Source organism: Antrihabitans auranticaus, assembly GCF_016481275.1.
Classification (GTDB): Bacteria; Actinomycetota; Actinomycetes; order Mycobacteriales; family Mycobacteriaceae; genus Antrihabitans.
This window is the reverse complement of sequence record NZ_JAEMNW010000012.1, coordinates 48,493-74,141: the sequence shown is the minus strand read 5'-3', so window position 1 is coordinate 74,141 and position 25,649 is coordinate 48,493. Positions and strand designations below refer to the sequence as shown.

The window sequence follows — 25,649 nt, the reverse complement described above, 5'->3', positions numbered from 1 at the left end:
CTCTTCTCTCGAACACTGCACCGACGGGCTCGGCGCCTCGTGATCGGCAGAGTAGTCGCCTAACTCAGCGTTGTACGCACCAACATGACGTTGTAATCGGTCCAGGTGGTCGCGACGTAGTAAAGATTCGGACCCGAGGACCACGGATGTATGTACGCGCCGTACAGCCCGCCGACGTCACGCCCGCTGATCAGCATCTCCGGCGCACTCCACGGACCCTCGGGCCGGTCGGCCTTGGCCATCACGAGGCCCTGCGCCTCGTTCGTGTAAAGCGCGACGAACTTCTTCAGATACGAGTTGTAGGCGACGGACAATTCGCTGACCGGTGCCCGCATGATCGCCACCGCCGCGTTCGGCACGGTCGGCGTCCAGGTGCGCCCGTTCCAGTACTCGTAAGCCAGTTGATTGGTGAAGTCGGCTTCTTTCACGCGCGCGAGGTAGGCGGCACCGAAACGTCCGGACGGCGTCCCGTAGAGGTAGACGTAACCGCCCTCCTTGACGTACGCACCCATCTGGAAATGGCCGTTGCCCGTGAGCGATTCGTTGGTCCGGACCGTCTTGAGGTCGACGGTCCAGTTTTCGCCGTTGTCGGTCGACGACGCCAGCGCCGAATAGTTCGTGTCCCAATGGCCAGGGGCACCCCAGCTCCGCACCGACATGAAGTTGATGTACTGAACTCCGTTCACGGCGACGCCCGCAGTCGGGATCGTCGTCATCTCGACGCCGTTGATCTTCTTGCTCGGAATGATCTCCTTCGCATGCCGCGGCCGGTCGAGGGCGGCACCGTCCAGGCTCATGCCGTCGCCCAGATTCCGGTCGGTGGAGCGCAGGAGCACGTTGCTGCGCCAATCGCCCAGCACCCCTTCACAAAACGGTTGCGCAGACGCCCCGACGGTGTCGCCGAATGCGGTCAGGATCTGACCGGCGCCGTTGTCCCACATGATGCCGAGATCGGTGCCGACGACGTTGAAGCGACGGACCGAATCGTTCGGACCCGTCAGCCCTGTGATGTTGCTGATCGCCTGCGTCCGACCCTTGAGTCGCGGCAGTCCGCCGTCCTGCCCGTTGAGGAAGGGAATCGGATTCGTTCCGCCGAACGAACTCCCATCGCTCGATCCGGTGCTGCCGAGTGCACTGCCACACGGCGCCGCGGTGCTCGTCGGACTGTTGACGGTCAGCGCCGCTGCCGCGACAAGTGCCGCAGCCAGGGCGATTCCAGCATTGCGACGGATCCTGCGACGAGCATTCGGGCGCACGACAGACCTTTCTCCAACGAGATCGCTTCTACCGGACAGGAACTAGCTGCTTCCGCCGCCGCCTGTACTGCCCAAGCTGAATACGTCGATGACGAGTTGGAGGAGGTCCCCCACGATTTGGTCCACGTCGTTACTCCTGACTATGCAGTGCCATTGCCTCGCACAGTGTTACAGGCGGAACGAGCGAAATTCGAACCTCTATCAAAGGGTTACCGATTCTCAACCACTGTGACACCTGGGACAGATGTGACAGATGGGGTATTGCTCAGTAGAGCAGGCCGAGAATGCCCTCAGCGCTGCGCGCCGCCGTCCCGCATGCCTTTGCTGTGAACTGGTCCAGCAGCGGATGACTGGCCCGCGTGCGCCATTTACGCACGGCAACAACAGCTTCGGACTGCATTTCCCGCGACGACGCGGACTCGGGCAGACCCAGCCGCACATGCGGCGCAACACCGAGACCACCGATGAGGCGATGCAACTCAGCGGATTCTTCGCCGGGCAGTTTGACCGGCGTGGTCCGCAACCTGCCGAGCAAACGCAACTCGGCGAAGCCGTGCACATCCGACAACAAGCGGCCGACCTGCGGCAGCAGCTCGACGGCGGCACGCTCCGGACGGTCCGCCAGTACACGGTCGAGTGCGACCAGAGCCGAATGCGCTTTGAGCTGCTCTGCACGCTGACCGAACTGCACGTCGATCACACCACGCAGCTCGTCGAGTCCACTGCGTTCGACCAATTGCGCTGCCAGCGTGGGTGAATCATTGGCACCGAGTCGAATCAAAGTCACTGCCAAACGAATTCCGAAGAGCCCGAACCGCCGCACGAGCGAAGCACGCGTCTGCGCGTCGACCGGCAGCGGGCTGTCGGGCCGGGCGAAGCGGTCCGCCGACAGCAGGGCGACGGAAAGGTCGTCGACCGGCGCCTGCGCAAGCGCCTGGAATGCCGCGAATTCGCTTTGGCGCAGCGTCCGGGCAGCGAACGCAAGCAGGCCGGCGACGGGAACGACGGCCTGGCACAACCCTGTTCGCTCGAGTTCGGTTGCGAAGCGCGACGCCATTTCCTTCGCCGAGAGCATCGCGTCGATGCGCCCAGCGCCGACCTCGTCCGCACGCGACACCACACCGACTACGCCGAGCGGACCGGATTCGGCGCCCACGTGCGAGCCGATCTGGCGCAGGAACGCGACGTCGGTGGCACTCAGACTGCGCAACAGATACACGACGGCGTCTGCCCCCGATGCGGCCCGGTCCGGCGTCAGAAGATCGAGGGTGCGGGCCGAGACATCGCGCGACAGCGAGGACGTACCGGGCGTATCGATCACGGTCGTCTCCGCGAGCGCGCTGGCAGGCCACTCGACCTCGAGCCTGTCGACCTGGGCGGCGGTCAAGGCTCCGAGGTCGAAGGTGAGCCCGCCCTCGCGGCGCTGGACGAGCACGTTCGCGCTGCGATCGCGGTCGTACCATGCGGTCACGGTCGGCGTCGGACCGTTCCGGTACCACGTCACGACCCGTGTGCACTCGGTCGCATCGGTGGGCGCGACATCTTGTCCCACAAGCGCATTCAGCAGCGTGGATTTGCCGGCCTTCAACGAACCGGCCAGCGCGACCCGCAACGGCTGATCGAGGCGGTACGCGCACGCATCCAACTGCCGTCGAACGTCGGGATCGCCGGCGAACGCATTGCGCGCGGACGCCACGAGGGCACGCGCCTGCTCGAGGGTGCTTCCAGGTGCGTTCATCGCGTGCCGATTTCCTTCGACGTCCCCGAACCACCCACGGCCAGAACCTGATCCGACCGCTGCCGCAATTGTGCAACGACCCGGAGCTGCTGCTCCAACTCTGCGCATCGCCCTGCGCGCTGCGCAGACGAGACGGTCGCGGCCTCCTGCGTCGCACGCAGCGAATCGTTGATCGACCGCAACGTCTGGTCCGCGATTGCGGTGAAGTGGTCCCGTAGCACTCGTTGAATCTGCCGCAGACGGTCTTTCGACTCCTTGTTCGTCTGAAAGCTGACGTCCTCGACGAACCGGCGGATCGCAATCTTCGCGTCGTTGCGCCTGCGCGCGAGCCGCTGCTCCTTGTCTTCACGAAAAGCCTTGGTACCTAGGAGGACTCCCGCCCCGATGGAGATCGGGTTGATCAGCGCCAGACCCGCGAAGGTCGTGATCAGACCGAACATCAGCACACCGCCGTAGGACCCGCGCATACCGACGAGCACCTTCTGGGTGATACCGGTACGGCCCGATTCGAGGTCGGCGAGTGACTCGACAGGTTCCAGTACGCCGTCCAGGTCGTGAATGTCTATGTGGGGCAGCGCAACAGATCCGACTTCAGCGAAGTGCTCGGCCACCAGTTGCGCGAGCCACTCGGCCCGTTCGTGAGCCCACACGAAGTTGTCACCGATGGCGCTCCCGATCTCCTCGGTCAGCCATTCCTCGAGTTGCTCCCAGTTCGCACCGGGATCCTCCCTGTCGACCCATTCCTCGGCTTCGCGCGTAACCCGCCGCAACCGTTCGCGCAGATCGTGATCTATATCCGCGGCGAGGTCGGCGATGCCGTCGCCGAGAGTCTGCTGCCACAACGATGTTCGCTTGTGCAATTCTTCGGCCGCAAGCTTCGCGGACTGGAGCTCTCGCGAAGCTGCGGCACCCTTCGCCGGATCACGCAGGGCGGCAAGCTCACTCCCGATGCCCAGCGCCAAATGCTCAGCAGCCGAACGCACGTCGATGGCAACCGACTGCGTCGTCGTCACATCCTTCGGCGCGACGACTCGATCCCGGAGGAACTCGTAGAGCTGCGGGAAACCGGATTCTGCATTGAGCTCTGTGTCCTGCAGACGTACGGCGTGTGAGCGCAGCAGCGAGGACACCGGGATGAGCGGCAGCGTCAATCCTGCACGCTGCAGGTGCTGTTCGTTTGCGGCGACAACACTGCGCCAGTGCGGGTACAGGTCGACCTTGCTGATCACGCAAGCCACCGCGGGGCACAGGCCCTGCGCCTGGCGGATGAAGTTCATCTCCGGCTCGTTGAGCTCGGTCGACGCGTCGGACAGGACGAGGACCGCGTCGGCGGACGAGATCAAGCCGAGAACGCTTGCGGCGTGCGGATTCCCATGGCCGCCGACGCCAGGCGTGTCCATCAGGATCACGCCGTCTGCGAGCAGCCGCGCCGGAACACCGACCTCGAGCCGCAGGACCTCACGGCCCTGAGCATGCGGTGAGGTCGGGGTGACGGTCGTGACCTCGTCGAACGGAATCCTGGCTCGGATCGGTGCGCTCGCATGGTCCGCGAGGACGAGGTCCGCGCGCTGCTCCGTCGAATACTCGACCAGTGTCGGGATAGCGGTCGTCTCGTCATCCCCGACCGAGCAGACCGTCAGGTTGAGCAGCGTGTTGACGAACTGGCTCTTGCCTTGCTTGAGCGGTCCGACGACGACGATGCGGCGGCGTGGATCCAGGACTCGCGTTCGCGCCGCGCCGAGCCGCTGGGTCAAATCCCCGCGACCTGCGGCCTTGGCGACGGCAGCGGTCTCGTCGAGCAAAGCAATGAGCGCCCTGGTTGCCTCCGAGACTGCGCTCGGCGGTTGCGTAGCTGGCGTGTTCATCGATTCCTGATCACTGTCGGGGAATGCGGACGACGCCAGCGTAAGCAATAAACGCCGGCGTCGTTGCATCACTACTCGTCAGGGCAGGAAGTGATCCGTTGCGCCGGCATCGAGCTGCGAATCGAAGGAGGAGTCGGTCGCCGCATTCGCGCCACCCTCGGCGAACAGGTGGGACTCTGCGGTGCCACCCGTCTCGAACTCGCCACCGCCGGTTGCCGAGCCACCCGTGCCGAAGACGCTGTTGACGTCGAGCTCCGACCAGGAGTTGGAGGCTCCGGTCGCCGAGCCACCGATGGTCGAGCCGATTCCGCCCGCCGTCTCACCCACGCCTGTGAGTCCGCCACCGGCCGCACCGGACAGGTCACCGGCCGCACCGGCACCCGCACCGAGACCACCCTCGAGACCACCCGTGAAGTCAGAAGCCGCACCCGCTCCGGCGCCGAGCCCACCCTCGAGACCACCCGTGAAGTCAGAAGCCGCACCCGCTCCGGCGCCGAGACCACCCTCGAGACCACCCGTGAAGTCGGTCGCCGCACCGAGGCCCGATTCGAAACCGGCACCGAGATCGCTAGCCGCTCCCGCGCCTGCCCCGACACCCGCGCCGAGACCGCCTTCCAATCCACCCGTGAAGTCGGAAGCCGCACCGAGACCGCCGGTGATTCCGCCGGAGAGGTCACTGCCGAACTCGCCCGCCGCACCTGCACCGGCGCCGAGCCCGCCCTCGAGACCACCCGTGAAATCGGAAGCCGCACCCAGGCCACCTTCGAGGCCCGCACCGATGTCGCCAACCGCGCCCAGACCCGCACCCAGGCCACCCTCGAGCCCGGCACCCAAGCCGCCAACCGCGCCCAGACCCGCACCCAGGCCACCCTCGAGCCCGGCACCCAAGCCGCCAACCGCGCCCAGACCCGCACCCAGGCCACCTTCAAGCCCGGCACCGATGTCGCCAACTGCACCGAGGCCGCCGCCAAGGCCGCCTTCGAGTGCGCCGTCGAATGCCGTACCGAGTCCGGTCTCCAGTTCGCCGCCGACGCCGAGTGCGCCGCCCAGGGTGGTGCCGAGCACCGAGCCGAGCGAAGCGTCGAGGCCGCCCGCCAAGCCGGCACCCAGTTCCGTGCCCAGTCCTGCACCGAGCCCAGCGCCCAGTCCTGCTCCGAGGTCACCGCCCGCCGTGATCGCCGACTGCAGTACCGCACCGAGCGATGCGCCGAGGTCCGTACCGATTTCGCCGCCGACACCGAATGCCGAGCCGAGCGCAGTGGAGAGAGCACCTTCCACGCCGAGGATCGAGCCGAGGTCGAGTCCGGCACCCAGGTCGACCGTCGAGCCGAGGGCCGCGTCGATCGCGGTCCCGAATGTGCCCGTGAGGTCCGTTCCGATACCGAGCGCGCCGCCGAGTGCCGCACCGAGCCCCGCACCGACTCCCGCGCCGAGATCGACATCGAGGCCGCTGCCGATCGCCGACTCGAAGGCTGCACCGAGTGCAGTTCCGAGCTGTACACCTGCCGCGCCACCTGCGGAAAGCGCCGAGCTGAGTGCGATTCCCAGTTGGCTGGCGATGTCTACGTCGACGTCACCGGCGGCAACCGTGCCCAGCCCCAGGCCGGCGCCGAGTCCCAGGCCTCCACCCAGACCGAGACCGCCTGCGCCGGCGACTCCGGTTGCGGCGCCGAGCCCACCGGCTGCGCCGAGTCCGCCGGCTGCCCCCACACCGCCGCCGAGGCCGAGGCCGCCGCCGGCTCCGAGAATCGTCGAGAGGCCTGCGCTGTCTGTGATGAGCGCTGATTCGGCGACCATCGGCGCAACCGCGACGATGTCGGCGTGCGTGACGCCGTCCAGACCCGCGGCTGCGAGGGCCGTCTCCGGTCCTTGGCAGTACGCAGCGGCGGCATCTTCGCTGCGGAGCAGGTTGAGGATGAATTCGAGTACGGCGTTGGCGGTCATGTCGGTCGCTCCTAGAGAGTCGGAAGGGCGAACGTTGCGCTCGCCGGTGCTTGCAGATGACGTTAGGGAAATCCGGTCCGCGGCTGAACGGGGTGAATCCCCGTAGTCTTCGAACCGGTGCTGTTAGGGGCACCGAGGCCGTTAGGGGATTTTCCCCAGACAAGGCTCCGACCAGCGCAGAAACGTAACGGAATCCGCTCGGCTACCGACATTGTGCGTAGGCTTTCCAGGCCTGCAAGCATCGAACTGTCAGGAGATTCGTGTGAGTAGTGGGCTCGGTGTCGGGGTCGGTTCGGTCAACTCTGTTGCGGCGGTAGATGCACTGGAGTCAGGCTCTGCCGACGGTTCTGGGCTGGTCACGGTCACGCGTCCGAGCACGTTGCAGCTCTCCGAAGACGACGCTCCGGTACTCGGCGTCGACCGCAGGACTGCCACGATCGGCCGGCATTCGAACAATGTGCTGGTCGACGGCTTCCTCTCGCGGGTCGGCGACCCGGTCGGCATTCTTGCCGACGACGGTTCGATCTACCGCGGCGAAGACCTCATGGCAACCGCGATCGGTTGCCTCATCGAGGAGGCTTCCACGGGACTGACCGGCGACCCCACGGTCGTCGCCACCTACCCAGCATCCTGGCCGCACTACACCGTCGATGCGCTGCGCGAGGCGCTGGAACGAGCCGGCTTCGGCGACGTGACGCCCGTTCCCGAGCCGGCCGCCGCAGTGCGCTGGCTCGAAGCCAGTCGCGGACCGCTCGGCGAGGGTGCAGTCGTCGTCTACGACCTCGGCGGCACGTCGCTGGACGTGACGGTCGTGCGGACGGGCGAAACGACCGGGATCCTGGGCACACCGATCCGTTCAGACGACGTGTCGGGGACGCAGTTCGACCACCTGACTATGCAGTACGTCCTCGCGAACGCAGTCGACGTCGACGGGCTCGATCCTTTCGATCCGGCAACAGAGTCCGCGCTGACGGAGTTGCGGGCACGGTGCTCGGATGCCAAGGAAGCACTCTCGGCCGACACCGAGACCGCGCTGTCGGTGACCCTTCCCGGCGTGCAGACCGATGTGCGCCTCGTGCGCGGCGAACTGGAGGACCTACTCCGCGAACCACTGCTGACGTCCGTCGAACTGGTCGCGGAATCGATCCGCGTTGCGGGTCTCGAACCCGGCGATGTGAGTCAGGTACTACTCGTCGGCGGAGGGGCATCGATCCCCCTTGTTGCGGAACTCATCTCGTCGAACCTCGGCCTACCCGTCGTGTCCTCGGCCAAGCCGAATCAGACCGCAGCCCTCGGAGCCGCGATGCTCGCGCGGGAACTGGCGAACGCGTCGGCCGCCCTCGCCGAGCCCATCGCGGCGGCCGCGGCACCGAACCTGCCAGCCGTTTCGCGGGTCCTCGCGCCCGCCGTCCGGCCCGTGCCGCCGCGGCCCCCGACACCACCTGCCGTGGCCGCCGAACCCGCCGGGACGCCGCGCTGGAAGAAGCTCGCAATCGTCGGCGCTGCCGTTGCCGCAATCATGGTCGTGACGGCCGGTGGCCTTTCGCTGGGAACAGGCAAGTTCAGTGACGAACCGACGAAGTCCGGTCCGGCAAACTCGACCAGCGCAGGGCTCACGACCGCACCCGCCGCAGGCGAAACGACCGCAGGCGAACCGTCCGGCTCGGCAGAATCCGGCTCGAACGGCGCCCAGACGACCGGGCAACCCGGCACCACAGGTTCCAACGGCAGCGGCCAGAATTCGACGCAGGCCCCCGGCCAGTCTGCCGCCAACGGCGGCAACCCCGCCCCGCAGACTCAGCAGAACCCTGCGGGTGGCAACGAAAGTCCGGCGAATCCCGCGCCCGGCGATTCGACGCAGCCGAACCAGATTCCCGCGTACACGCCGCCGCCGGTCGTCGTTCCCGACGAAGTTCCTGGACAGAGCCCGATCGGCACGCTGCCGAACGATCCCTACGACAGCCTCCCCGGGCTACCGGCCGTTCCGACTCGGCCGATTTCGATCCCGACCGGCCTCCCACTGCCCAACCCCATCGGCTGATCCGTGTCCAGCAGCACGATGATTCCGGCGGCCGACTCGTCTGCCGACATGCGCGAAGTACTCCGCCTCGTCGAGACGACGTCCGACGGTGCCTTGCGTGTGCTGGTCCGCGGTCCGTCGGCAAGCGGTAAGTCGATTCTGCTCAACGAAATTCGGGAACGCGTGCAGCTGCAGGGCACGTCGACAACGACGCAACTGCGTGACGTTCCGCCGGGCGTCACGGTCGTCGTCGACGACGCGCACGCCTTATCCGACTCGGAGCTCGACGCGCTGTACGACCTCGTGGACCGGGCACAGAACCCTGTCATCGTGGCGACCGAACCGCGACCGCATCGCGGAAAGCTCCGTCCGCTCACGGCGGCTCTCGGCCGGTCCGGGCGCGTGTTCGATTTGCGCCACCTCGGGCAATCCGACGTCGCCGCGCTCGCCCGCCAATCCGGTGTCTCCCTGACTGCCGAGAGTTTCGCGAACCTGGTCACGCTGACCGGCGGCCTGCACGGCGCAGTTGTCGCAGCGCTCGGCGGGGTGCGCAGCTCCGATGCAGCCCACCACGAATCGGCGGCCAAAGAGGCATTGCTCTCGTGGGTGCGGTCGACGCTGAAAACCCAAGACAGCCAACTACTCTCGACGCTCGCACTCACCGCGACGGGGTCCGGGCTCGATCCCATCGAGGTGTCCGAGATCGTCGGAGTCGACGAAGCTGCTGCCGTCGAACTGATCGACCGCGTCCGCGCCTGCGGGCTGGTCGCCGATCCCGACGTTCTGACACCGATCGCGACCGAACCGCTGCGTTCGGTTCTCGGCGACCGTCGCTTCGTCGACATTCAGCAACGTCTGCTCGACGTGCGGCTGGAGGCCGGTGCCCTGCGCAGCGTCACCGCGATGCGGCTGGCGAAGGCCGGCGTTCGCGATCCGCGTCTAGCAGAGTTCTTGACCTCGGCCGCCGACCACGCCGAACCACGCTCGGCGAGCAAGCTGTATGCAGCTGCAATCGCCGCCGGCGCCGATCCGGCGGACCTCGCGCTGCGCCGCTGCGAAGCAGCTGCACTCAGCGGCGACACGACGACCGCGCACACCATCGCCGAAGGCGTGCTCGCCAATCCGGATGCGACGCCTGCCGAGCTCGCGACCGCAGTTCGCGTGCGCGGGGGAATTCTCGCGGAGCGCGGCACCCTCGGCCGCGCAGCTGACCTGTACGCCTGGTTGGGGCGGGACCGGATCGGCGCCGACGCCGGACTTGCGGCCGCGACACTCTTCGCCGTCGGCCGCCCGGACGAAGCGCGAGCGGTCCGGACTGCGCAGCACAGCGGTCCGCCGACCGACCTCTCCATCGGGATTGCCGCGCTCGGGTCGGCCTTGGAACTTTCCGTCGACGGACCTGCGCACGCCGCGATCAGCGTTCTCGTGCGATCGAATCCGGCCGGTGGCCCCGCGGCGACGGTCATGCCGGTCGACCCGGCCGCAGTCGCGGTCCAGCTCTGCCTGCACAGCGGCGACCTCGATCGCGCGCAAGCAGTCCTCGGCCGAATCGACGTGACAAGCGGTCCCAACCGGCATCTCTATCAGCTGCTTTCGGCATGGACCTCGATGCTGACCGGTGACGACGACGGTGCCCGCGGCACTGTCGACGCGCTCGACGCGACCCAGCTCGGCAACCGCGACCTACTGCTTGCGCACGCGATCCGCGTCGGCCTGGCGCGCCGCAGCGGCGATCACGGCGCGCTCGTGAATGCGTGGACCTCGGCACATCGTGTCCTGGACGAAGCCGATGTCGACCTCTTCACGCTCCTGCCGCTCGGCGAGTTGTGGCTTGCTGCGATCAGAGTCGACGACGTACGCCGGGTCGCGCACCTCGTGACCGAGGCCAGCGACCTCCTGACCCGCCTGGGCGATCCGCCTGCCTGGGCGAACACCTTTCATTGGTATGGCGTCCAAGCAGCACTGCTCGCCGACAACCCAGCCGACCTCGTACCTCATGCTCAGGCACTGCGACTGGCGGCGGAAGGTCCGGTCGACGATCCGTACGCGACCGCGCTGGCCGCAGCCGGACGGGCGTGGCTGCGAGTTCTGCGCGGCGAGGCGGACCCGGCCGAAGTAGAAAGATCCGCGAAGACTCTCGGCTCGATCGGATTGCCGTGGGATGGCGCGCGACTCGCAAGCGAAGGCGCGCTCCGCGCGGCAGACACTCAGGGTGCCACCGCATTGCTGCAGGTGGCGCGCTCGCTGCGGCAGAACTCACGGCGCCCGGACCGGTCGGCACCCGCTCCGGCGACCCCCGCGAACGGACCGCTCTCGGACCGCGAAGGCGAGGTTGCGGACCTCTTGGTGCTCGGTCTCACCTATCGCGAAGTGGGCAGTCGCCTGTACATTTCGGCAAAGACCGTTGAGCACCACGTTGCGCGGATCCGCCGCCGAATCGGCGCCGGCTCGCGGTCCGAACTGCTTTCGATGCTGCGAGCAATGGGTCACGGCGAGGTGGACCGAACGCAGCCTTGACGTGACCGTCATCGAAACCTGGCTGCGGCACAATCGAATAGCGACAACAACACACGAGTCGGCGACAACGCGCCGGCCAGAACGAGGGAACCCGCTGCGCCCACCGGCATCGGCGGACTCCATCGAGTAGAGGTGCAGGGGTAATGGCCACAGGTCTGGGATTGCGAGTAGGAACGTACGAGAGCGTCGCTGCTGTCGTCACGTCCGACGACGCCGAGCCGGAGTACATCGTCCGCGACAGTGTGCTCTATCTGACCGATGATGGTGACAGCCAACTCGGCGGTACACCACCCGACGCGCCGACCCAAGCCATCAGCGGATTTCTCGAACGCGTCGGCGACCCGGACGGCATAACTGTCGACGGTGGCGGCGCCTATCGACCCGAGGACCTCGTAGCGACCGCGATGTTCTGCTTGATCGACGCTGCCTCCCCGCAGATCACGGCACCCTCCGAAATCTTTGCGACGTATCCCGCCCAGTGGTCGTCCGACGCGGTCGACGCGTTGCGCGATTCGCTGGACTACCTCGGTCTTTCCTCGCTGAACCTGATGTCGGAAGCCGATGCGGCCGTCGACTCGGGCGATGAACCGGCACACGGTGCAGCACTCGCCGCGTTGGCAGCCGTAGCAGCGTCCGCACCGCTTGCCGCGGTGGCAAACGCCGGTGTCGACGACCCGGCGACCGAGGAATTCCCCGCCGCGCCACCGCTGGTCTCCGGACCGATGGTCATTGCTCCGGCATACTCGGCGCTCGCCGAACCTCCCGGCCATGTGCCACCGGTCGCGGCCGAGGAAGAAGAGCCTGCCGAAACAGGAGCCGCCGTCGTTACGCCGTTGGCCCGCCTCCGGCGCAAGCCGGTTCTCCTCGCCGCGTCGTTCGGTGCGGTTCTCGCACTTGCCGCAGGTATTGCCGCCGTTGCGCTCCAATACAACGAGAAGGCCGAAGCGCCACAGATCCCCAGCGTCGAGGCGGCCCCCGCACCCCAGCCGCAAGCCGTCGTTCCGACCCAGCAGGTTGCGCTGCCGCCACTGGATCTTCCCGTCGAGAACGTTGCCCCGATCGTCGAGCCCGTCCAGGTCGCCGAACCGATTCCGGTGCAAGCCCCGCCCATAGTCGAGGCTCCCATCCCTGTTCCGCCGCCGGTCGTCGAGCCGCCGCTACCTGTGGTGACCGAACCGCCGGTGACCGTCCCCCCGACGACTCCGGCGCCGGAGACCACGGATCCGTCGACACCGACCAACCCGCCGACGACCGAGCCCGAGCGGCCGACTACCGACGCCGGCGCTCCGCCCCGCCTCGCGAACCCCTTCACCGACATTTTTCTTTCACCGGGACAATCCGGTCGCTGACCGCGCGGTGTGGCGAATCCGCGAATGTGCCCTAAGGTGAGGCCCTGAACACACTGCAGCAGGGCGAAGGGATTTCATGGGTAAGTTGACGGCGCTCCGGGCCGCGGTGGTCGGATCTGCAGCACTTCTGCTCTTCGCTCCGACTTTCGTCGCCGGCGCCGCCCCCGAGAATTCGGGGAGCCCACAGCTCGCAGCGAACGACCTTCCCGCGGAATTGGTTCAGGCGATCGAGCGCGACCTGCATATCTCGGCTGCCGACTATCTGGACCGGGCGGCACACGCGCAGGACCTGGGCACGTATGCGCGCGACTTCCGCGCGGCTCGTCCGGAAGCTTTCGCAGGTGCGTGGATGGGGCTCGACGGACGCGCGATCGTGGCGGTTACCTCCAACGAGGCAGCACAGATCGCGCAGCGCGACGGTTACCAGACGCAACTTGCACCGATTTCCGCAGACGGCCTCGAGCGGTCGCTGGGCGATCTCAACACCTGGATTTCCAGCCTCCCCCGCGAGGTTGCCTCGCAGGTGAACTCGATCGCGATCGACGTTCTCAACAGCCAGCTGGTGCTGGACATCGCGAACAGCCCCGCCGGCCGCGTCCTGAACATCCCGACTCTGCTTGCCAATGTGAAGGTGATTCTTTCCCCCGGCGGCGGCGGTGACGTCGACCACGGACCGATGGCAGGCGACAGCTACCTCAGCGCCCGCGGCGCGCTGCGTGACACCCCACTCGCCGACATCACGGTGTGCTCCTTCGGCTTCAACGCGATGGACAACGCGGGTCGCGCACTGAACATCTCCGCGGGTCACTGTGATCCGAATGTCGAAGTGTCCGGCGGCGGCGCGCCTGTCTACGGCCCGAATCCGGGCAACCTCGACAACAGCCCGCAGATCGGCTCGTTCGTCCACTCGACACTCGGCAATCCGGCGAACGGCCTGGATTATTCGTTGATCGAACTCAACGACCGCGCGGTGACGGCCGGCCTCGACCGAGCCAACGTCCGCGGTGCAAACGGAACGACCCTCACGGTGACCGGGACGGCGCAACCGGTCGTCGGCGCACCCGTCTGCAAATCAGGTCAGACGTCCGCATTCACCTGCGGTGTAGTCGCCGCCGACCACGTCGAGACCCAGCTCTTCACGCCGGACGGTAGAAGCCGGATCGTGCGCGGATTCGCAAGCACCGCTTGCACTCTCGCTGGCGACAGCGGCGGCGCGATTGTTTCCGGAACGCTTGCGCTCGGCATCACCAGCGGGTCGAACGCCAATGGTGCGCCGGACTGCAACATGGCCAATGTCGTCCTCGCACCGGACGGTGGAACGGCCAGCCTCGGCATCTCCCTGCGCGACATTCTCGCCGACGCAAACGCCACAGCAGCACCAGGAATCAACTTGCGCACCAGCCTCAGCCCTGTCTGAGGTTGCGCGCAAAGGTGGGAATCACGCAGCCGAGGCCATATAGTGCACGGAATGGACTGACCGGCTGCCGGGTGGTCAGCGCAATAGAGAGGCCACCATGCGACGGTCGACCGCCCGCCGAGCCGCCACGTTCGGCTCAGCTGCCCTTCTGATACTCGCTTCGACCGGTAGCCTTGCAGCCGCCGATCCAGCCCCCGGCCCCGACCCCGCAATTCCGGGTCTGCCCGCGGAGTTGGTGGCGGCCGTGTCACGGGACCTTCACCTGACCGCCGATCAGTACATGCAGCGCGCAGATCTCGCACAGCGGCTCGCCGCGTTCGCACAGACGGCCCGCACGCAGTTCCCCGAATCCTTCGCCGGTGCATGGCTCGACGAGACAGGCCGTGCCGTCGTTGCCCTGGCGCCCTCCGCGCAGTTGGAAACGGCGAGCGCCCTCGTCGAAGGGGCAGGTTTCGACGTGAAGTCCGTTGCGACTAACGAGGCAGGGCTACGGGACCAGAAGAGCGCATTCGACGCGTGGCTGGCCACTCAACCCGTCGAAATCGCCGACGCTGTACGGGCTGTCGCGATCGACGTCGTGAACAACTCGATCGGCGGTCCGCGTCGACAACGTTGTGGGTGGCTTGCAGCTGCCGAACTTCCTCGCCCCGGCGCGCATCGTCACGATGCCGAACCCGCTTGCGGCCGAACCGCTCGGCACCACCACCGATGTTGCGGGGGAACTCCCCCGCAACGCGCTCGCCGGTGGCGACTCCTACGCCTCCTCGAGCGACAACGGCGGCCTGCGCTGTTCGCTCGGGTTCAACGCGACCAACGGTGCCGGTGAGATAGTCAACGTGACCGCAGGGCACTGCGATCCCAATCGCGCAGCTGCCGGAACGCCGGACGCCTCGGTCGTCTACGAACTGGGCGCCTTCGATGCGGTCGGTGCGCGGCTCGGGACCTTCGCAAAGACGAGCCTCGACAACCACGACTACGCGATCATCCGCGTCGGAGACGACCAGAAGGATCGTTTCGACAACAACATCGTGCGCATTCCCGGCCAGACGCCGCTCGCGATCGACGGCATCGCCACACCCGTGGTCGGTGCGCCTGTCTGCAAATCGGGTGCCCGGACCGGCTTCAGCTGCGGCGTGGTCGACGCGGTCGACCAATCGGTCGAGGTCGGCGATCGCAAGCTGAACGACGCCTTCTCGGTGACCATTTGCGCGCTGCCCGGCGACAGCGGCGGCACGATCGTGACGGGTAGCAAAGCCCTCGGAGTCTCCAGCGCCTCGTCGGTAGCCGAGTATCCGATCTGCGAGATCCCCAACATCATCGGGCCTGCCCTCGGCAATCCCCCAATGCTCTTCGCGACGACACTCCAGGTCGTCCTGGATGAGAACCCCGGATTGCGGATTCACACCTCGTAGCGTCGATCTCAGACGCCGAAAAGGCCCGCTCCCCAACGGAGAGCGGGCCTTTCGATTGTCTCGAGCCTGGTATCAGGCCGCCGGTACGACGACGATGCGGTCCGGGTAGTTCCACTTCGTGGTACCCGGAGCGGCGTTCAGCGAATTGATGAGGTCCACACCCGCGACAGCAAGAGTCGGTCCACCGGCGATGATCGTGCCGACAACGCCGCCGACAGCGGCGCCCGCCGCGCAGACACCAAGGAATCCGGCGACCGTCGCAATCAACGGAACGCCAAGTATGCAACCGATCGCCAGACCGACCGCGGTGCCGGCCAAACCACCGATCGCGGATGCGAGCGCAAACTGCTGCAGATAGTCGTTGATCGCACGCTGGTTCTCGAGGGGCGACGCGACATTGCGGACGAACGGAGTCGCCTTGGCCGGGTCCATGTCCGGCTTGAGGGACAACGTCTTGCCCGCGTTCGTAACCGCAGGAACGAACGGGTGCGCCACCTGATCGATCGAGAACGCGAGAGGCATCGTGAACACGACATCACCGGTACTGTTCTTGACCGCGAACGACTGGGTATCCGAATTGACTTCGAAGGTACCGCCGACGAGGTTGGTGACGACCGTCCTGTCCACTAGCTTCGATTCGAAGCTGATGGCCTCCGGCTCCGGAGCCGGCTCCGCGTACGTCGTTCCCGACGCAACCCCCATAGCTCCGATTACCATCGCGGCAATTGCGACGGTCTTACGCAACATCATTTCTCGCCCCAGTCTCTTGAATCTTGATCCGCACGCGCCCTGTCTCTGAGATCGCGAGAGTCGATCGCTAACTCCGAGTGTGGTTCACTGCCGCCCCGAGCGTAAACGTGAAGCAGGACACGGCGGATATGTAAGGGGGAGCGTAGCGGAGTTGCCATACAGAAGCGAGCTACCGTAACAATTGGGTGTCGAGTTAGCGTCACCTTAGTTCCAACTCGCTACTGGGACAGCTCAAACGCGGATCAATCGACGCTATACGTCGAGTAAACGGGTGGCGGGTTCGCAAGCATTGTGCAATGCCGATAATGGTTCTCGTTTACGGGGCGCATCGAAACCAAACGACAGGTTAGTTCGCTCACGGAGACATCTTTACAAAATCCCACAATCAGCCTAGCCTGCTGCGCCTTGACGTTGCGGGCTGGTTGCGCCTTAGGCGGCGACGACCTCCCACGAGAACAAAAACGCTCGCTCGCCAATCGGAGAGCGAGCGTTTTGGCCAAAGCCTCGCGTCAGGCCTGCGGCACCACGATGATCCGGTCCGGATAGTTCCACTTCGTTGTGCCCGGTGGAGCGTTGAGCGTGTTGATCAGTTCCTGTCCGGCTGCGATCACGGTTGGCCCGCCGGCAATGACCGTGCCCAGAATGCCTCCGATTGTGGCGCCCACGATAGCTGCGGGAATGCAACCAACACCGAAGAACGGCAGACCGAGTAAGCAACCCCCGATAGCACCGGCCACTACACCGAGTGCTGTCCCGACCAGCCCGCCAACAGTAGTTGCGAGCGCCAACTCCGTAAGGAACGAATCTTGCGCACGTTGGTTCTCGAGTGGCGACGCGACGGGGGTGACCGCGACCTGCATGGCCTTCGCGGGATCCATGTCAGGCGTCAAAGACAGCGTCTTGCCCGCGTTGCTCACAACTGGAAGTAAAGGGTGTGCGACCTGATCGATCGAGAATGCGAGCGGAACAGTAAGAACGGCGTTACCAGCCGAATCCTTGACGGCGAACAGCTGCGCGTCCGGGTCTATTTCGAAAGTTCCGCCGACCAAGTCCGTGACAACCGTCTTATCGACCAGTCTCGACTCGTAATTGATCACACTCGGCTCGGTTACCGGTTCCGCGTACGTCGTTCCCGACGCAACCCCCATAGCTCCGATCACCATCGCAGCTAGTGCGACGGTCTTCCGCAACATCATTCTCGACCCCAGTCTCTTGGATCTTGGTCCGCATGTCCCATCTCCGAGAGCGCGAAACTTGATCGCCGACTCCGAAATGCTGTTCACTTCCACCCCGACCGTAAATGTGAGGTAGGACACGCGATTAGGTAGTGCGAGCGTAGCGGAGTTGCTGGAGAGAAGCGAGCTACCGTAACAGTTGGGTATCGAGATCGCGTCGCCATAGTTCCAATTCGCTACTAGAACAAGCTTATCGCCGCCAGAACAACGCAATACAACGAATAATCGGGTCGCGGGTTCGCAAACTTTGAGCAATACCGCACGCCGTTCTCGTTCAAGTGCGTATCGAAACCGGGCGACAGGAAAATTCAGGACTTACGACCCTGTACAAGCTCCGACAATCGGCCTACCCTCCCGCGCTGGTCTGGGAGGATAGGCCGACCGCGAATGTCGCGTTGCCGGCTAGTTGCGCTTGCCCGGCGCCTTCGCTCCCGACTTGAACCCCAGGCCGCCCGGCTTCGCTTGCGGCGGTGCCACGGCGGGAGTCGAGGACTCTGCCGGCGTATCGACCGCTTCCGGTTCGGCAGGTTCGGCGGCGGCCTTGGCTTCCGGAGCAGGTGCCGGTTCGGCGGCGGCCGGTTCGGCGGGCTTGGGAGCCGCCGAGGCCGTCGCGCCCGGTCGGGCACCGGGCTTCTTGAACCCTGACTTCACGGCGAGGCCCTTCGGCTTGACCGTGGGCATCGACGTTTCCGCCGCAACCGGCGCTGCAGTCTCAGCGGGCGCAGTGACCTCAGCCGCCGGTGCTGCCGGAGTCGCCTCCGCCGCGGCGGGCGTCGGTGTCGCGGGCGCCTTCGCACCCGGCGCCTTCGCGGCGCCCTTCATCTGCAGACCCTTGCCCGGCGCCTTTGCGCCCGACGCCAGCCCCAGACCCTTAGGCTTCGGAGCTTCCGCCGCAGGAGCCGACGAAGCAGCGGGGGCAGCAGCCGCAGCGGGCTTGCCCGGCGCCTTTGCGCCTGGTGCCTTCGCGAGGCCCTTCATCTGCAGACCCTTGGCCGCGGGAGCTGCGGGAGCCGCGGGAGCCGCCGGTGCGGCCGGTGCCTTCGCACCTGGCGCCTTGGCGCCGGGAGCTTTCGCCAGGCCCTTCATCTTCAAGCCCTTGGCAGCGGGTGCATCGACCTTTTCGATCGGCGGTGCTTCGACTCCCGTCGACGGCGACTCGACTGCAGTGGACGGCGATTCGACAGCAACCGCGGGCGCTGCGGCGCGCGCCGCACGAACACGTTCTCGCTTCGGCCGGACCGGCAACTCGGGCTGACCACGCTTTACCGAATCGAGCAGTAGCTGTGACACGTCCGTCACTCCGACTCCGACACCGGTGCCTTCGTCGGCACGCTGGGTGAGTCCGTCGTCGACCATCACCTTGCAGAACGGGCAACCGGTGACAACCGTGCCTGCGCCGGTGTTGATGGCCTCGTCCACCCGGTCGAGGTTGATCCGCTTACCGATGTGCTCTTCCATCCACATGCGGGCGCCACCGGCACCACAGCAGAACGAGCGATCACCGTGGCGAGGCATTTCAGCCGAGACCATGCCCGTTGCCTCGATGAGTTCGCGCGGCGGTGCGTAAACCTTGTTGTGGCGGCCCAGGTAGCACGGGTCGTGGTAGGTCACCGACGGTCCGTTGGCTTCGGCAGGCTTGACCGGGATCAGCTTCTTTTCCCGGACCAGCTTGTTCAGCAACTGCGTGTGGTGAATGACGTCGTAGTGCCCGTCGAGCTGCGGGTATTCGCGGCCCAGTGTGTTCATGCAGTGCGGGCAGGTCGTGACGATCTTGCGGTGCACCGGCAACCGGTTCTCGAACACGTTGTTCAGCGTCTCGATCGTCTGCGCGGCGAGCTGCTGGAACAGGAACTCGTTACCCGCACGACGCGCGGAGTCGCCGGTGCAGGTCTCGTCGAGTCCGAGCACGATGAAGTTGACGTCCGCGCGGTAGAGCAGTTCCGCAGTGGCCTGGACGGTCTTCTTCGCCTTGTCGTCGAATGCGCCCGCGCAGCCGATCCAGTAGAGGTACTCGACGTCGGGCATCAGCTGGCCGTCGTAGACCGGAACCTCGAAAGGCAGGTCCTTCGCCCAGTCCATCCGGCCGGAGTTGTTCTGACCCCAGGGGTTGCCCTTGTTCTCCAGGTTGCGGAAGACGGTGCCGAGTTCGCCGGGGAACTCGGATTCCATCATCACCTGGTAGCGGCGCATGTCGATGATGTGGTCGATGTGCTCGATGTCGACCGGGCACTGCTCGACGCACGCACCGCAGGATGTGCACGACCACAGCACGTCGGGATCGATGACACCGCCCTGTTCGGCGGTTCCGACGAGCGGACGTAGCGCCTGGTCCGGACCGTGGCCCATGATGCGCTCGAAGCCGGACTCGGGAACGTGGTGCTCGCCGTCGGCATGCTCGGCATCTGCGAGCTTGCCGAAATCGACCGAGCCTTCTTCGGGCATCGGCTTGCCCTCGATCAGGTACGGCGCCTTCGCGAACATGTGGTCGCGCAGGTTCATGATGACGAGCTTCGGCGACAGTGGCTTACCCGTGTTCCAGGCAGGGCACTGCGACTGGCAGCGACCGCACTCGGTGCAGGTCGCGAAGTCGAGGCGACCCTTCCACGTGAAGTCCTCGATCTTGCCGCGGCCGAGGACATCGTCCTCGCCCGGATCCTCGAAGTCGATCGGCTTGCCGCCGGATTCGACCGGCAGCAAAGGACCGAGCCCGTTCGGCAGGCGCTTCGCACCGACGTTGATCGGGGCGACGAAGATGTGGAGGTGCTTGGAGTTCAGCACGATGATCAGGAACACGAGCATGACGCCGATATGCAGGAGAAGGCCTGCACGGTCGAGGAATTCGTTCGTGCTTTCGCCGAGTGGATGCAGCAGCTTCCCGAGCCCGATCGAGACCCACGCGCCGTTGGTGTACGGCAGGTGCCCAGCCGCCGAGGCCGCGCCGCGGAACAGGAACATCGTCCACACGACGTTGAAGATCATGATCAGGATCAGCCAGGCGCCACCGAGGTGCGAGCCGTAGAACCGCGATCCGCGCTTCTTGTGCTCAGGCGCGTTCTGGACCCGGATGATGGCGAACACGCCGAGGGAGATCGCACACGCGACGGCAATGAAGTCCTGCAAGAATCCGACGATCGGCCACGTGCCGACGATGGGAATGTGCCAGGACTCGTCGAACAGCGCACCGTAGGCCTCGATGTACACCGTCGACATGATGATGAAGGCCCACATGGTGAAGAAGTGCGCAAGGCCGGGAACCGACCACTTGAGCAGCTTCTTCTGTCCCGCCACCTCGACCAGTTGGGTCGCAAGCCGCTCCGGCACCTGCTCGGTGCGTCCACTCACCGGCTGCCCGGTCGAGATGAGCTTGAACAGCCAAAAGACCCGTTTCGCGGCCAAACCGAGAACGACCAGCGTTCCCAGTAGGCCAACCACCAAGGTCACCACCATGGCAAGTTCCTCCTCGTACGACACAACCTGTGATCCAAGCCATAAGGTAGCGCGGCCAAAAACGCCGAAAATTATTTGGGTAACCTAATTCGCAGACGTTCGGGCTGAATCACAAACTATCCGGCAAACAACTACTCCGCTCGCCAAAGTTGCAGCTTCGGTATATCCGGGGTTTCGAATCCCAGTACCTGGCCGTAGAAAGAAAGCTCCGCCTCGCGCGAACTGATCTGGTTCTCCAGCTTCCGGAACCCGTGTGCCTCACCGGCATACTCGAGGTATGCATGCGGAATTCCCTTGGCCACCATGGCATCCCGAAAGCGCTCAGCTTGGGACGGTGGCACGATGGGATCGTCGAGACCTTGCAGCAGCAAGACGGGGCACGACAGCCTGTCGACGTTCGTGACGGGGGCACGACTCTCGTAAAGCTCGGCAGCTTCCGGCAGCGGACCGATCAGCCCGTCGATGTATCGGGACTCGAAGTCGTGCGTTTCGGCGACGAACATCGTCAGCTCGGCGACCCCGTAATAGGATGCGCCGCACGCGAATACATCCGAGTTGGTCAGCGCGGACAACACCGTCCAGCCGCCGGCCGAACCGCCTTCGACGGCCAGCCGCCGCGGATCCGCAAGACCTGCCGCAACGAGTCCGCGCACCGCTGTGACCGTGTCTTCCACATCTACGACGCCCCATTGCCCGCGGAGGCGATTTCGGTACTCCCGGCCATAACCGGTGGAACCGCCGTAGTTCACGTCGACAATTCCGATACCACGGCTCGTGAAATAGGCGACGACGAGATTCAGAGCCGGTGCGATGTGCGCGGTCGGACCGCCGTGAACGAATGCAACATACGGCGGAAGTTCGCCGTCGGGTGCAATCCAATCGGGGTTCGTCGGCGGATACACCACCGCGTGGACCGCACGGTTCGCGCCCTGAAATGTGATCGGCTCGGCGACCGGCAGGTACGCGGTGGCCGGCGGCGCGTCCACCGACAGGCGGATGTCCGTGAGCTCGCGGGTGGCGAGGTCGAGCACTCGCAGACCGCTCGGCGTCCGGGCGCCGCCGCACCGTAGAAGAACCTGTTGCCCGCGGACATCCAGTAGCTCGATCGTCGAGATGTCGCCGAGGTCGATCCGCTCCACCGCACCGGTTGTGGGATCGATCCGAAGCAACGAGTCGACACCGAACGTGGCAACAGCCAGCACGTTGTCATCGTCGGGAACCTGCAGGTACCAGCGGGTTCCGAGCTTCCACAGCGGTCCGCCGACGTCTGCTTCCGCGTCGAAGACGCGAGTGATCTCGCCGTCCGACCAGCGGTAGAGATTCCAGAAACCGGACCGATCGCTGAGAAACAGCAGGGTGTCGTCGTCGACCCATTCCGGCTGCAACACCGATTCGTCGGGTCCGCCCGCGATGGTCGTCCACCCGTCGCAGCGCCCGGTCGGATCGAGTGTGCCGACCCGCAATTCGGTCCCGTCCCATGGCATTTGGGGGTGGTCCCACGCGACCCATGCGATCCGCGCACCGGCCGGCGCGATCCGCGGGTAGGCGATGAAATGCGAGCCTGCCACCACGGACCGAATCCGCCCGGCATCGGTCCGCGCGGACCCGTCGAGTGGGACCACGCAGATATCTCGGGCCAGGACGTCGCCGTGTGTCTCGCGCACACACCACAGCTCGTCGCCACGTACGAACAGTTCGCTGTAGCGAATGCCCGCCTGGTGCGGCGGCCGCGGCGTGATCGGCAGCGGGATCGTGGCGCCACGCGCAAGCCGGTAGACGCGCTGATCGCCGAACTCGGCGAACAGGACCGCACCGTCGGGGGCGACGGTCCAGGCACTGCCCCCGTACTCGTGCACCCGGGTACGCGCATTCCACGGTGCGGAAAGAACGTCGACGACGCGGTCTGCCGCGAGGCTGCGGATCGCTGTTCGACCGCCACCGGCCGGATTCAGTTCGGCCCACACAATCCGATCGCCGACAAAACGGCCGTCGGCCACCGGATGACCCGCCGCTGCTACGTCGGCAGCGGAGATCGGCGAACGCCACGAACCGTACGGAGCTGTCTGGGGCACAGCGCGAGCTTAGGTGCTAGCGCTGGGGTTTGATGTATGGCTCGAGCAGCTGATACCAGGAGTCCTCGATCTGCTGGTATTCGTCCTCGCAGCGGACGGCACGCTCTTCGGGAAGCTCGCTGGACGTGATCTGCTGGCCGACGCCTTCGGGGTCGGATCCATAGACCCAGCAGAGAACGTTGAAGTTACGCTGCGCATTCAATGAGTGCTCGTCGGCGAACGATCCCGGCGACAGGTCTTCCATCTGGCCGAGCAGCTCGAACGCCCTTGCGTAGTACAGCGCGTAGGACTGCAGTTCGGGATCCTTCTCGTTGAGCAGGAGGACCGCAGAAAGCTGGTCTGCCACATCTTCCTCTTTGCCGAGGGTCGGCAGATCGAACAGCGAGATCAGCGCGTGGCCGAGTTCGTGAAAGAAGACCGCGGCCGTGGTGGCGAGCGCCGCGCCCTCCGGATCCGGGTCCCGATCGTCCTCGAACAGCTCCACGAAGAGCGTGGCCAGTTCATAGCACATCGTGATGGTCTCGGCCTCGGGGTCCCAGAACGCGTTCGGTGTACCGCATTCGGCGCCGATGATCGGTACGTCTTTCGGGAGCGTCAGATACTTGTTGACGTTGTTGGCGAGGATCTGGAGGAGTTGGTTGTCCTCCATGAGCTTCTTGCCGGCCTTGCCATCCGAGCTCGAGGCGCCGTCGTACTCCGGCTTCATCTTGAACTTGGGATCGACATCGATCCCGGTGCCGTCCGAGGTGGTCGACGACTCGGCACTCGACGTCTCCGCCTTCCCGGATTTGTCGGAAGACTTGTCCGAATCGCAGGCGACGACCGACAACGCCGCAACAGCTGCTACCGCGGCAACCGCGATGCGGCGCCGGACCGACGCCCCGCGCGCACGTTTCTCCGACATGTGTACTGCCCCTCTCGAACCGGCCGCGGCCACTACCTTCGCCAGCATTTTCGTTGATCTCCGAGGGGATGTATATCCGATCGGTGAATGCGGGGCCACATATTGGGCGCCGAAACGGAGTGTCCAGTGCTGCATTCACCAGGAAACCAGTGGACAAAGGATGGCACGATGAACACCGTGAGCACACCGAGCCATCACCATCACCATCGGCCGCCGCGCCGACTGGACCAGTCGACCAAGCTTCAGAACGTCGTCTACGAGATTCGTGGACCGGTGCACGCACACGCAGCTCGCCTCGAGGCAGAGGGTCATCGGATCCTCAAACTCAACATCGGCAACCCCGCGCCGTTCGGCTTCGATGCGCCCGACGTGATCATGCGCGACATCATTGCCGCGTTGCCGTATGCGCAGGGGTACTCCGAATCGAAAGGCATCCTTTCGGCGCGCCGGGCGATCGTCACGCGGTATGAACTGGTTCCCGGATTTCCCGAACTAGACGTCGACTACGTCTATCTCGGCAACGGCGTATCCGAGCTGATCACGATCACGATGCAGGCGTTGCTCGACAACGGCGACGAGGTCCTCATTCCAGCGCCGGACTACCCGCTGTGGACCGCTATGACGAGTCTCGCGGGCGGCACTCCCGTCCATTACCTGTGCGACGAGTCCAACGACTGGCAGCCCGATATCGCCGACATCGAAGCGAAGATCACACCGAAGACCAAGGCGCTGCTCGTCATCAACCCGAACAACCCGACAGGTGCGGTCTACTCCGCGGAGGTGCTCTCGCAGATCGTCGACATCGCGCGCCGGCACCGGCTGCTGCTGCTCGCCGACGAGATCTACGACAAGATTCTCTACGACGATTCCAAGCACATCTCGCTGGCGACGCTTGCGCCCGATTTGCTGTGCCTGACCTACAACGGCCTGTCGAAGGCGTACCGCGTTGCTGGTTACCGATCCGGGTGGCTCGCGATCACCGGGCCGAAGGAGCACGCGTCGGGCTTCCTCGAAGGTATCGATCTGCTGGCGTCGTCCCGCCTCTGCCCGAACGTCCCCGCCCAGCATGCGATTCAGGTTGCACTCGGCGGTCATCAGAGCATCGAGGATCTGATCCTGCCCGGTGGCCGACTGCTCGAGCAGCGCGATGTCGCATGGGAGCGGCTCAACATGATTCCCGGCGTCTCGTGCGTCAAGCCCCGGGGTGCGCTCTACGCATTTCCCCGGCTGGACCCGGAGGTCCACGAGATTCACGACGACGAACGACTCGTCCAGGATCTGCTCCTACAGGAGAAGATCCTCATGGTGCAGGGCACGGGATTCAACTGGCCGGACCATGATCACCTGCGGATCGTGACGCTCCCCTGGGCGCGCGATCTGGCAGTGGCGATCGAGCGATTCGGCAACTTTTTGGCGAGTTACTCCCAGTAGCACGCGGTCCGCAAAGCAACCGGCACCCAAAAGCAAGACACATAGCCCCTCCCGAGAAAAGCCCCCAATTATCCTGTACATTGGTTCTCGGCACCATGGGTGCCGGTTCTGGCCGCCCACCCCCCCTGGGCCGCCCGGACCGGGTGGCGGGGACATCCCCCCTGCTCTCCGCCACCCCACTAAACTTTCAGCAAACCATCAACCACCGGCCAGTCCTGACCGGTGGTTTTTTGTTGGGTCACTACGCTTAGCCGGTGCGCAGCGAGCCCCCGATTCATCCGATGCCTGGCGA

15 protein-coding genes are annotated in these 25,649 nt (G+C 65.5%); 6 read left to right on the top strand and 9 right to left on the bottom strand.

The features are described 5' to 3' along the window. Positions 1-59: 59 nt before the first annotated feature. The 4 genes from JGU72_RS28800 to JGU72_RS28785 form a co-directional block, all read right to left on the bottom strand. A complete protein-coding gene (locus tag JGU72_RS28800; protein ID WP_374101168.1) occupies positions 60-1,256 on the bottom strand; it encodes a DUF4185 domain-containing protein in 1,197 nt (398 codons plus the stop codon). A 265-nt stretch (positions 1,257-1,521) separates the two neighbouring features. After that, positions 1,522-2,994, bottom strand: coding sequence for a dynamin family protein (locus JGU72_RS28795; protein WP_199687728.1), 1,473 nt, complete (start codon positions 2,992-2,994; stop codon positions 1,522-1,524). Beyond that, positions 2,991-4,859, bottom strand: a complete 1,869-nt coding sequence (locus tag JGU72_RS28790) for a dynamin family protein (protein WP_199687727.1) — start codon at positions 4,857-4,859, stop codon at positions 2,991-2,993. Before JGU72_RS28790 ends, JGU72_RS28795 begins: the two co-directional genes overlap by 4 nt. Before the next feature lie 78 nt (positions 4,860-4,937). Beyond that, entirely contained in the window at positions 4,938-6,803 is a 1,866-nt protein-coding gene (locus JGU72_RS28785) for an IniB N-terminal domain-containing protein (RefSeq protein WP_199687726.1), read from the bottom strand. Positions 6,804-7,065: 262 nt separating this feature from the next. On the opposite strand from JGU72_RS28785, the gene JGU72_RS28780 reads away from it, so the two are divergent. From JGU72_RS28780 to JGU72_RS31510, 5 genes are all read left to right on the top strand, one after another. Continuing rightward, complete coding sequence (locus JGU72_RS28780; RefSeq protein WP_199687725.1) at positions 7,066-8,844, top strand: Hsp70 family protein; 1,779 nt, start codon at positions 7,066-7,068, stop codon at positions 8,842-8,844. 3 nt (positions 8,845-8,847) lie between these two features. Beyond that, positions 8,848-11,340: a LuxR C-terminal-related transcriptional regulator gene (locus JGU72_RS28775; RefSeq protein ID WP_307828649.1), complete on the top strand. Its 2,493-nt coding sequence runs from the start codon at positions 8,848-8,850 to the stop codon at positions 11,338-11,340. Positions 11,341-11,483: 143 nt separating this feature from the next. After that, positions 11,484-12,689 carry an Hsp70 family protein gene (locus JGU72_RS28770; protein WP_199687724.1) on the top strand — a complete coding sequence of 402 codons (1,206 nt, stop codon included), beginning with the start codon at positions 11,484-11,486 and terminating at the stop codon, positions 12,687-12,689. 76 nt (positions 12,690-12,765) lie between these two features. Next, positions 12,766-14,106 (top strand): S1 family peptidase, encoded by a 1,341-nt coding sequence (locus JGU72_RS28765; protein WP_199687723.1) that lies wholly within the window; start codon positions 12,766-12,768, stop codon positions 14,104-14,106. A gap of 614 nt (positions 14,107-14,720) precedes the next feature. Then, entirely contained in the window at positions 14,721-15,518 is a 798-nt protein-coding gene (locus JGU72_RS31510) for a S1 family peptidase (RefSeq protein ID WP_463315454.1), read from the top strand. A gap of 72 nt (positions 15,519-15,590) precedes the next feature. Here the strand turns inward: JGU72_RS31510 and JGU72_RS28755 are convergent, their stop codons facing one another. The 5 genes from JGU72_RS28755 to JGU72_RS28735 form a co-directional block, all read right to left on the bottom strand. After that, positions 15,591-16,268 (bottom strand): ammonium transporter, encoded by a 678-nt coding sequence (locus JGU72_RS28755; RefSeq protein ID WP_199687722.1) that lies wholly within the window; start codon positions 16,266-16,268, stop codon positions 15,591-15,593. Positions 16,269-16,777: 509 nt separating this feature from the next. After that, positions 16,778-17,464 (bottom strand): ammonium transporter, encoded by a 687-nt coding sequence (locus JGU72_RS28750; protein ID WP_199687721.1) that lies wholly within the window; start codon positions 17,462-17,464, stop codon positions 16,778-16,780. 441 nt (positions 17,465-17,905) lie between these two features. Continuing rightward, positions 17,906-20,950 (bottom strand): (Fe-S)-binding protein, encoded by a 3,045-nt coding sequence (locus JGU72_RS28745; RefSeq protein ID WP_199687720.1) that lies wholly within the window; start codon positions 20,948-20,950, stop codon positions 17,906-17,908. Between the two features lie 131 nt (positions 20,951-21,081). Then, complete coding sequence (locus tag JGU72_RS28740) at positions 21,082-23,022, bottom strand: dipeptidyl-peptidase 5 (RefSeq protein WP_199687719.1); 1,941 nt, start codon at positions 23,020-23,022, stop codon at positions 21,082-21,084. Positions 23,023-23,038: 16 nt separating this feature from the next. Beyond that, positions 23,039-23,926, bottom strand: a complete 888-nt coding sequence (locus tag JGU72_RS28735) for a DUF4344 domain-containing metallopeptidase (protein WP_199687718.1) — start codon at positions 23,924-23,926, stop codon at positions 23,039-23,041. 168 nt (positions 23,927-24,094) lie between these two features. Between JGU72_RS28735 and JGU72_RS28730 the strand changes: the two genes are divergently transcribed. Further along, a complete protein-coding gene (locus JGU72_RS28730; RefSeq protein ID WP_199687717.1) occupies positions 24,095-25,357 on the top strand; it encodes a pyridoxal phosphate-dependent aminotransferase in 1,263 nt (420 codons plus the stop codon). The last annotated feature ends 292 nt before the right edge of the window (positions 25,358-25,649 follow it).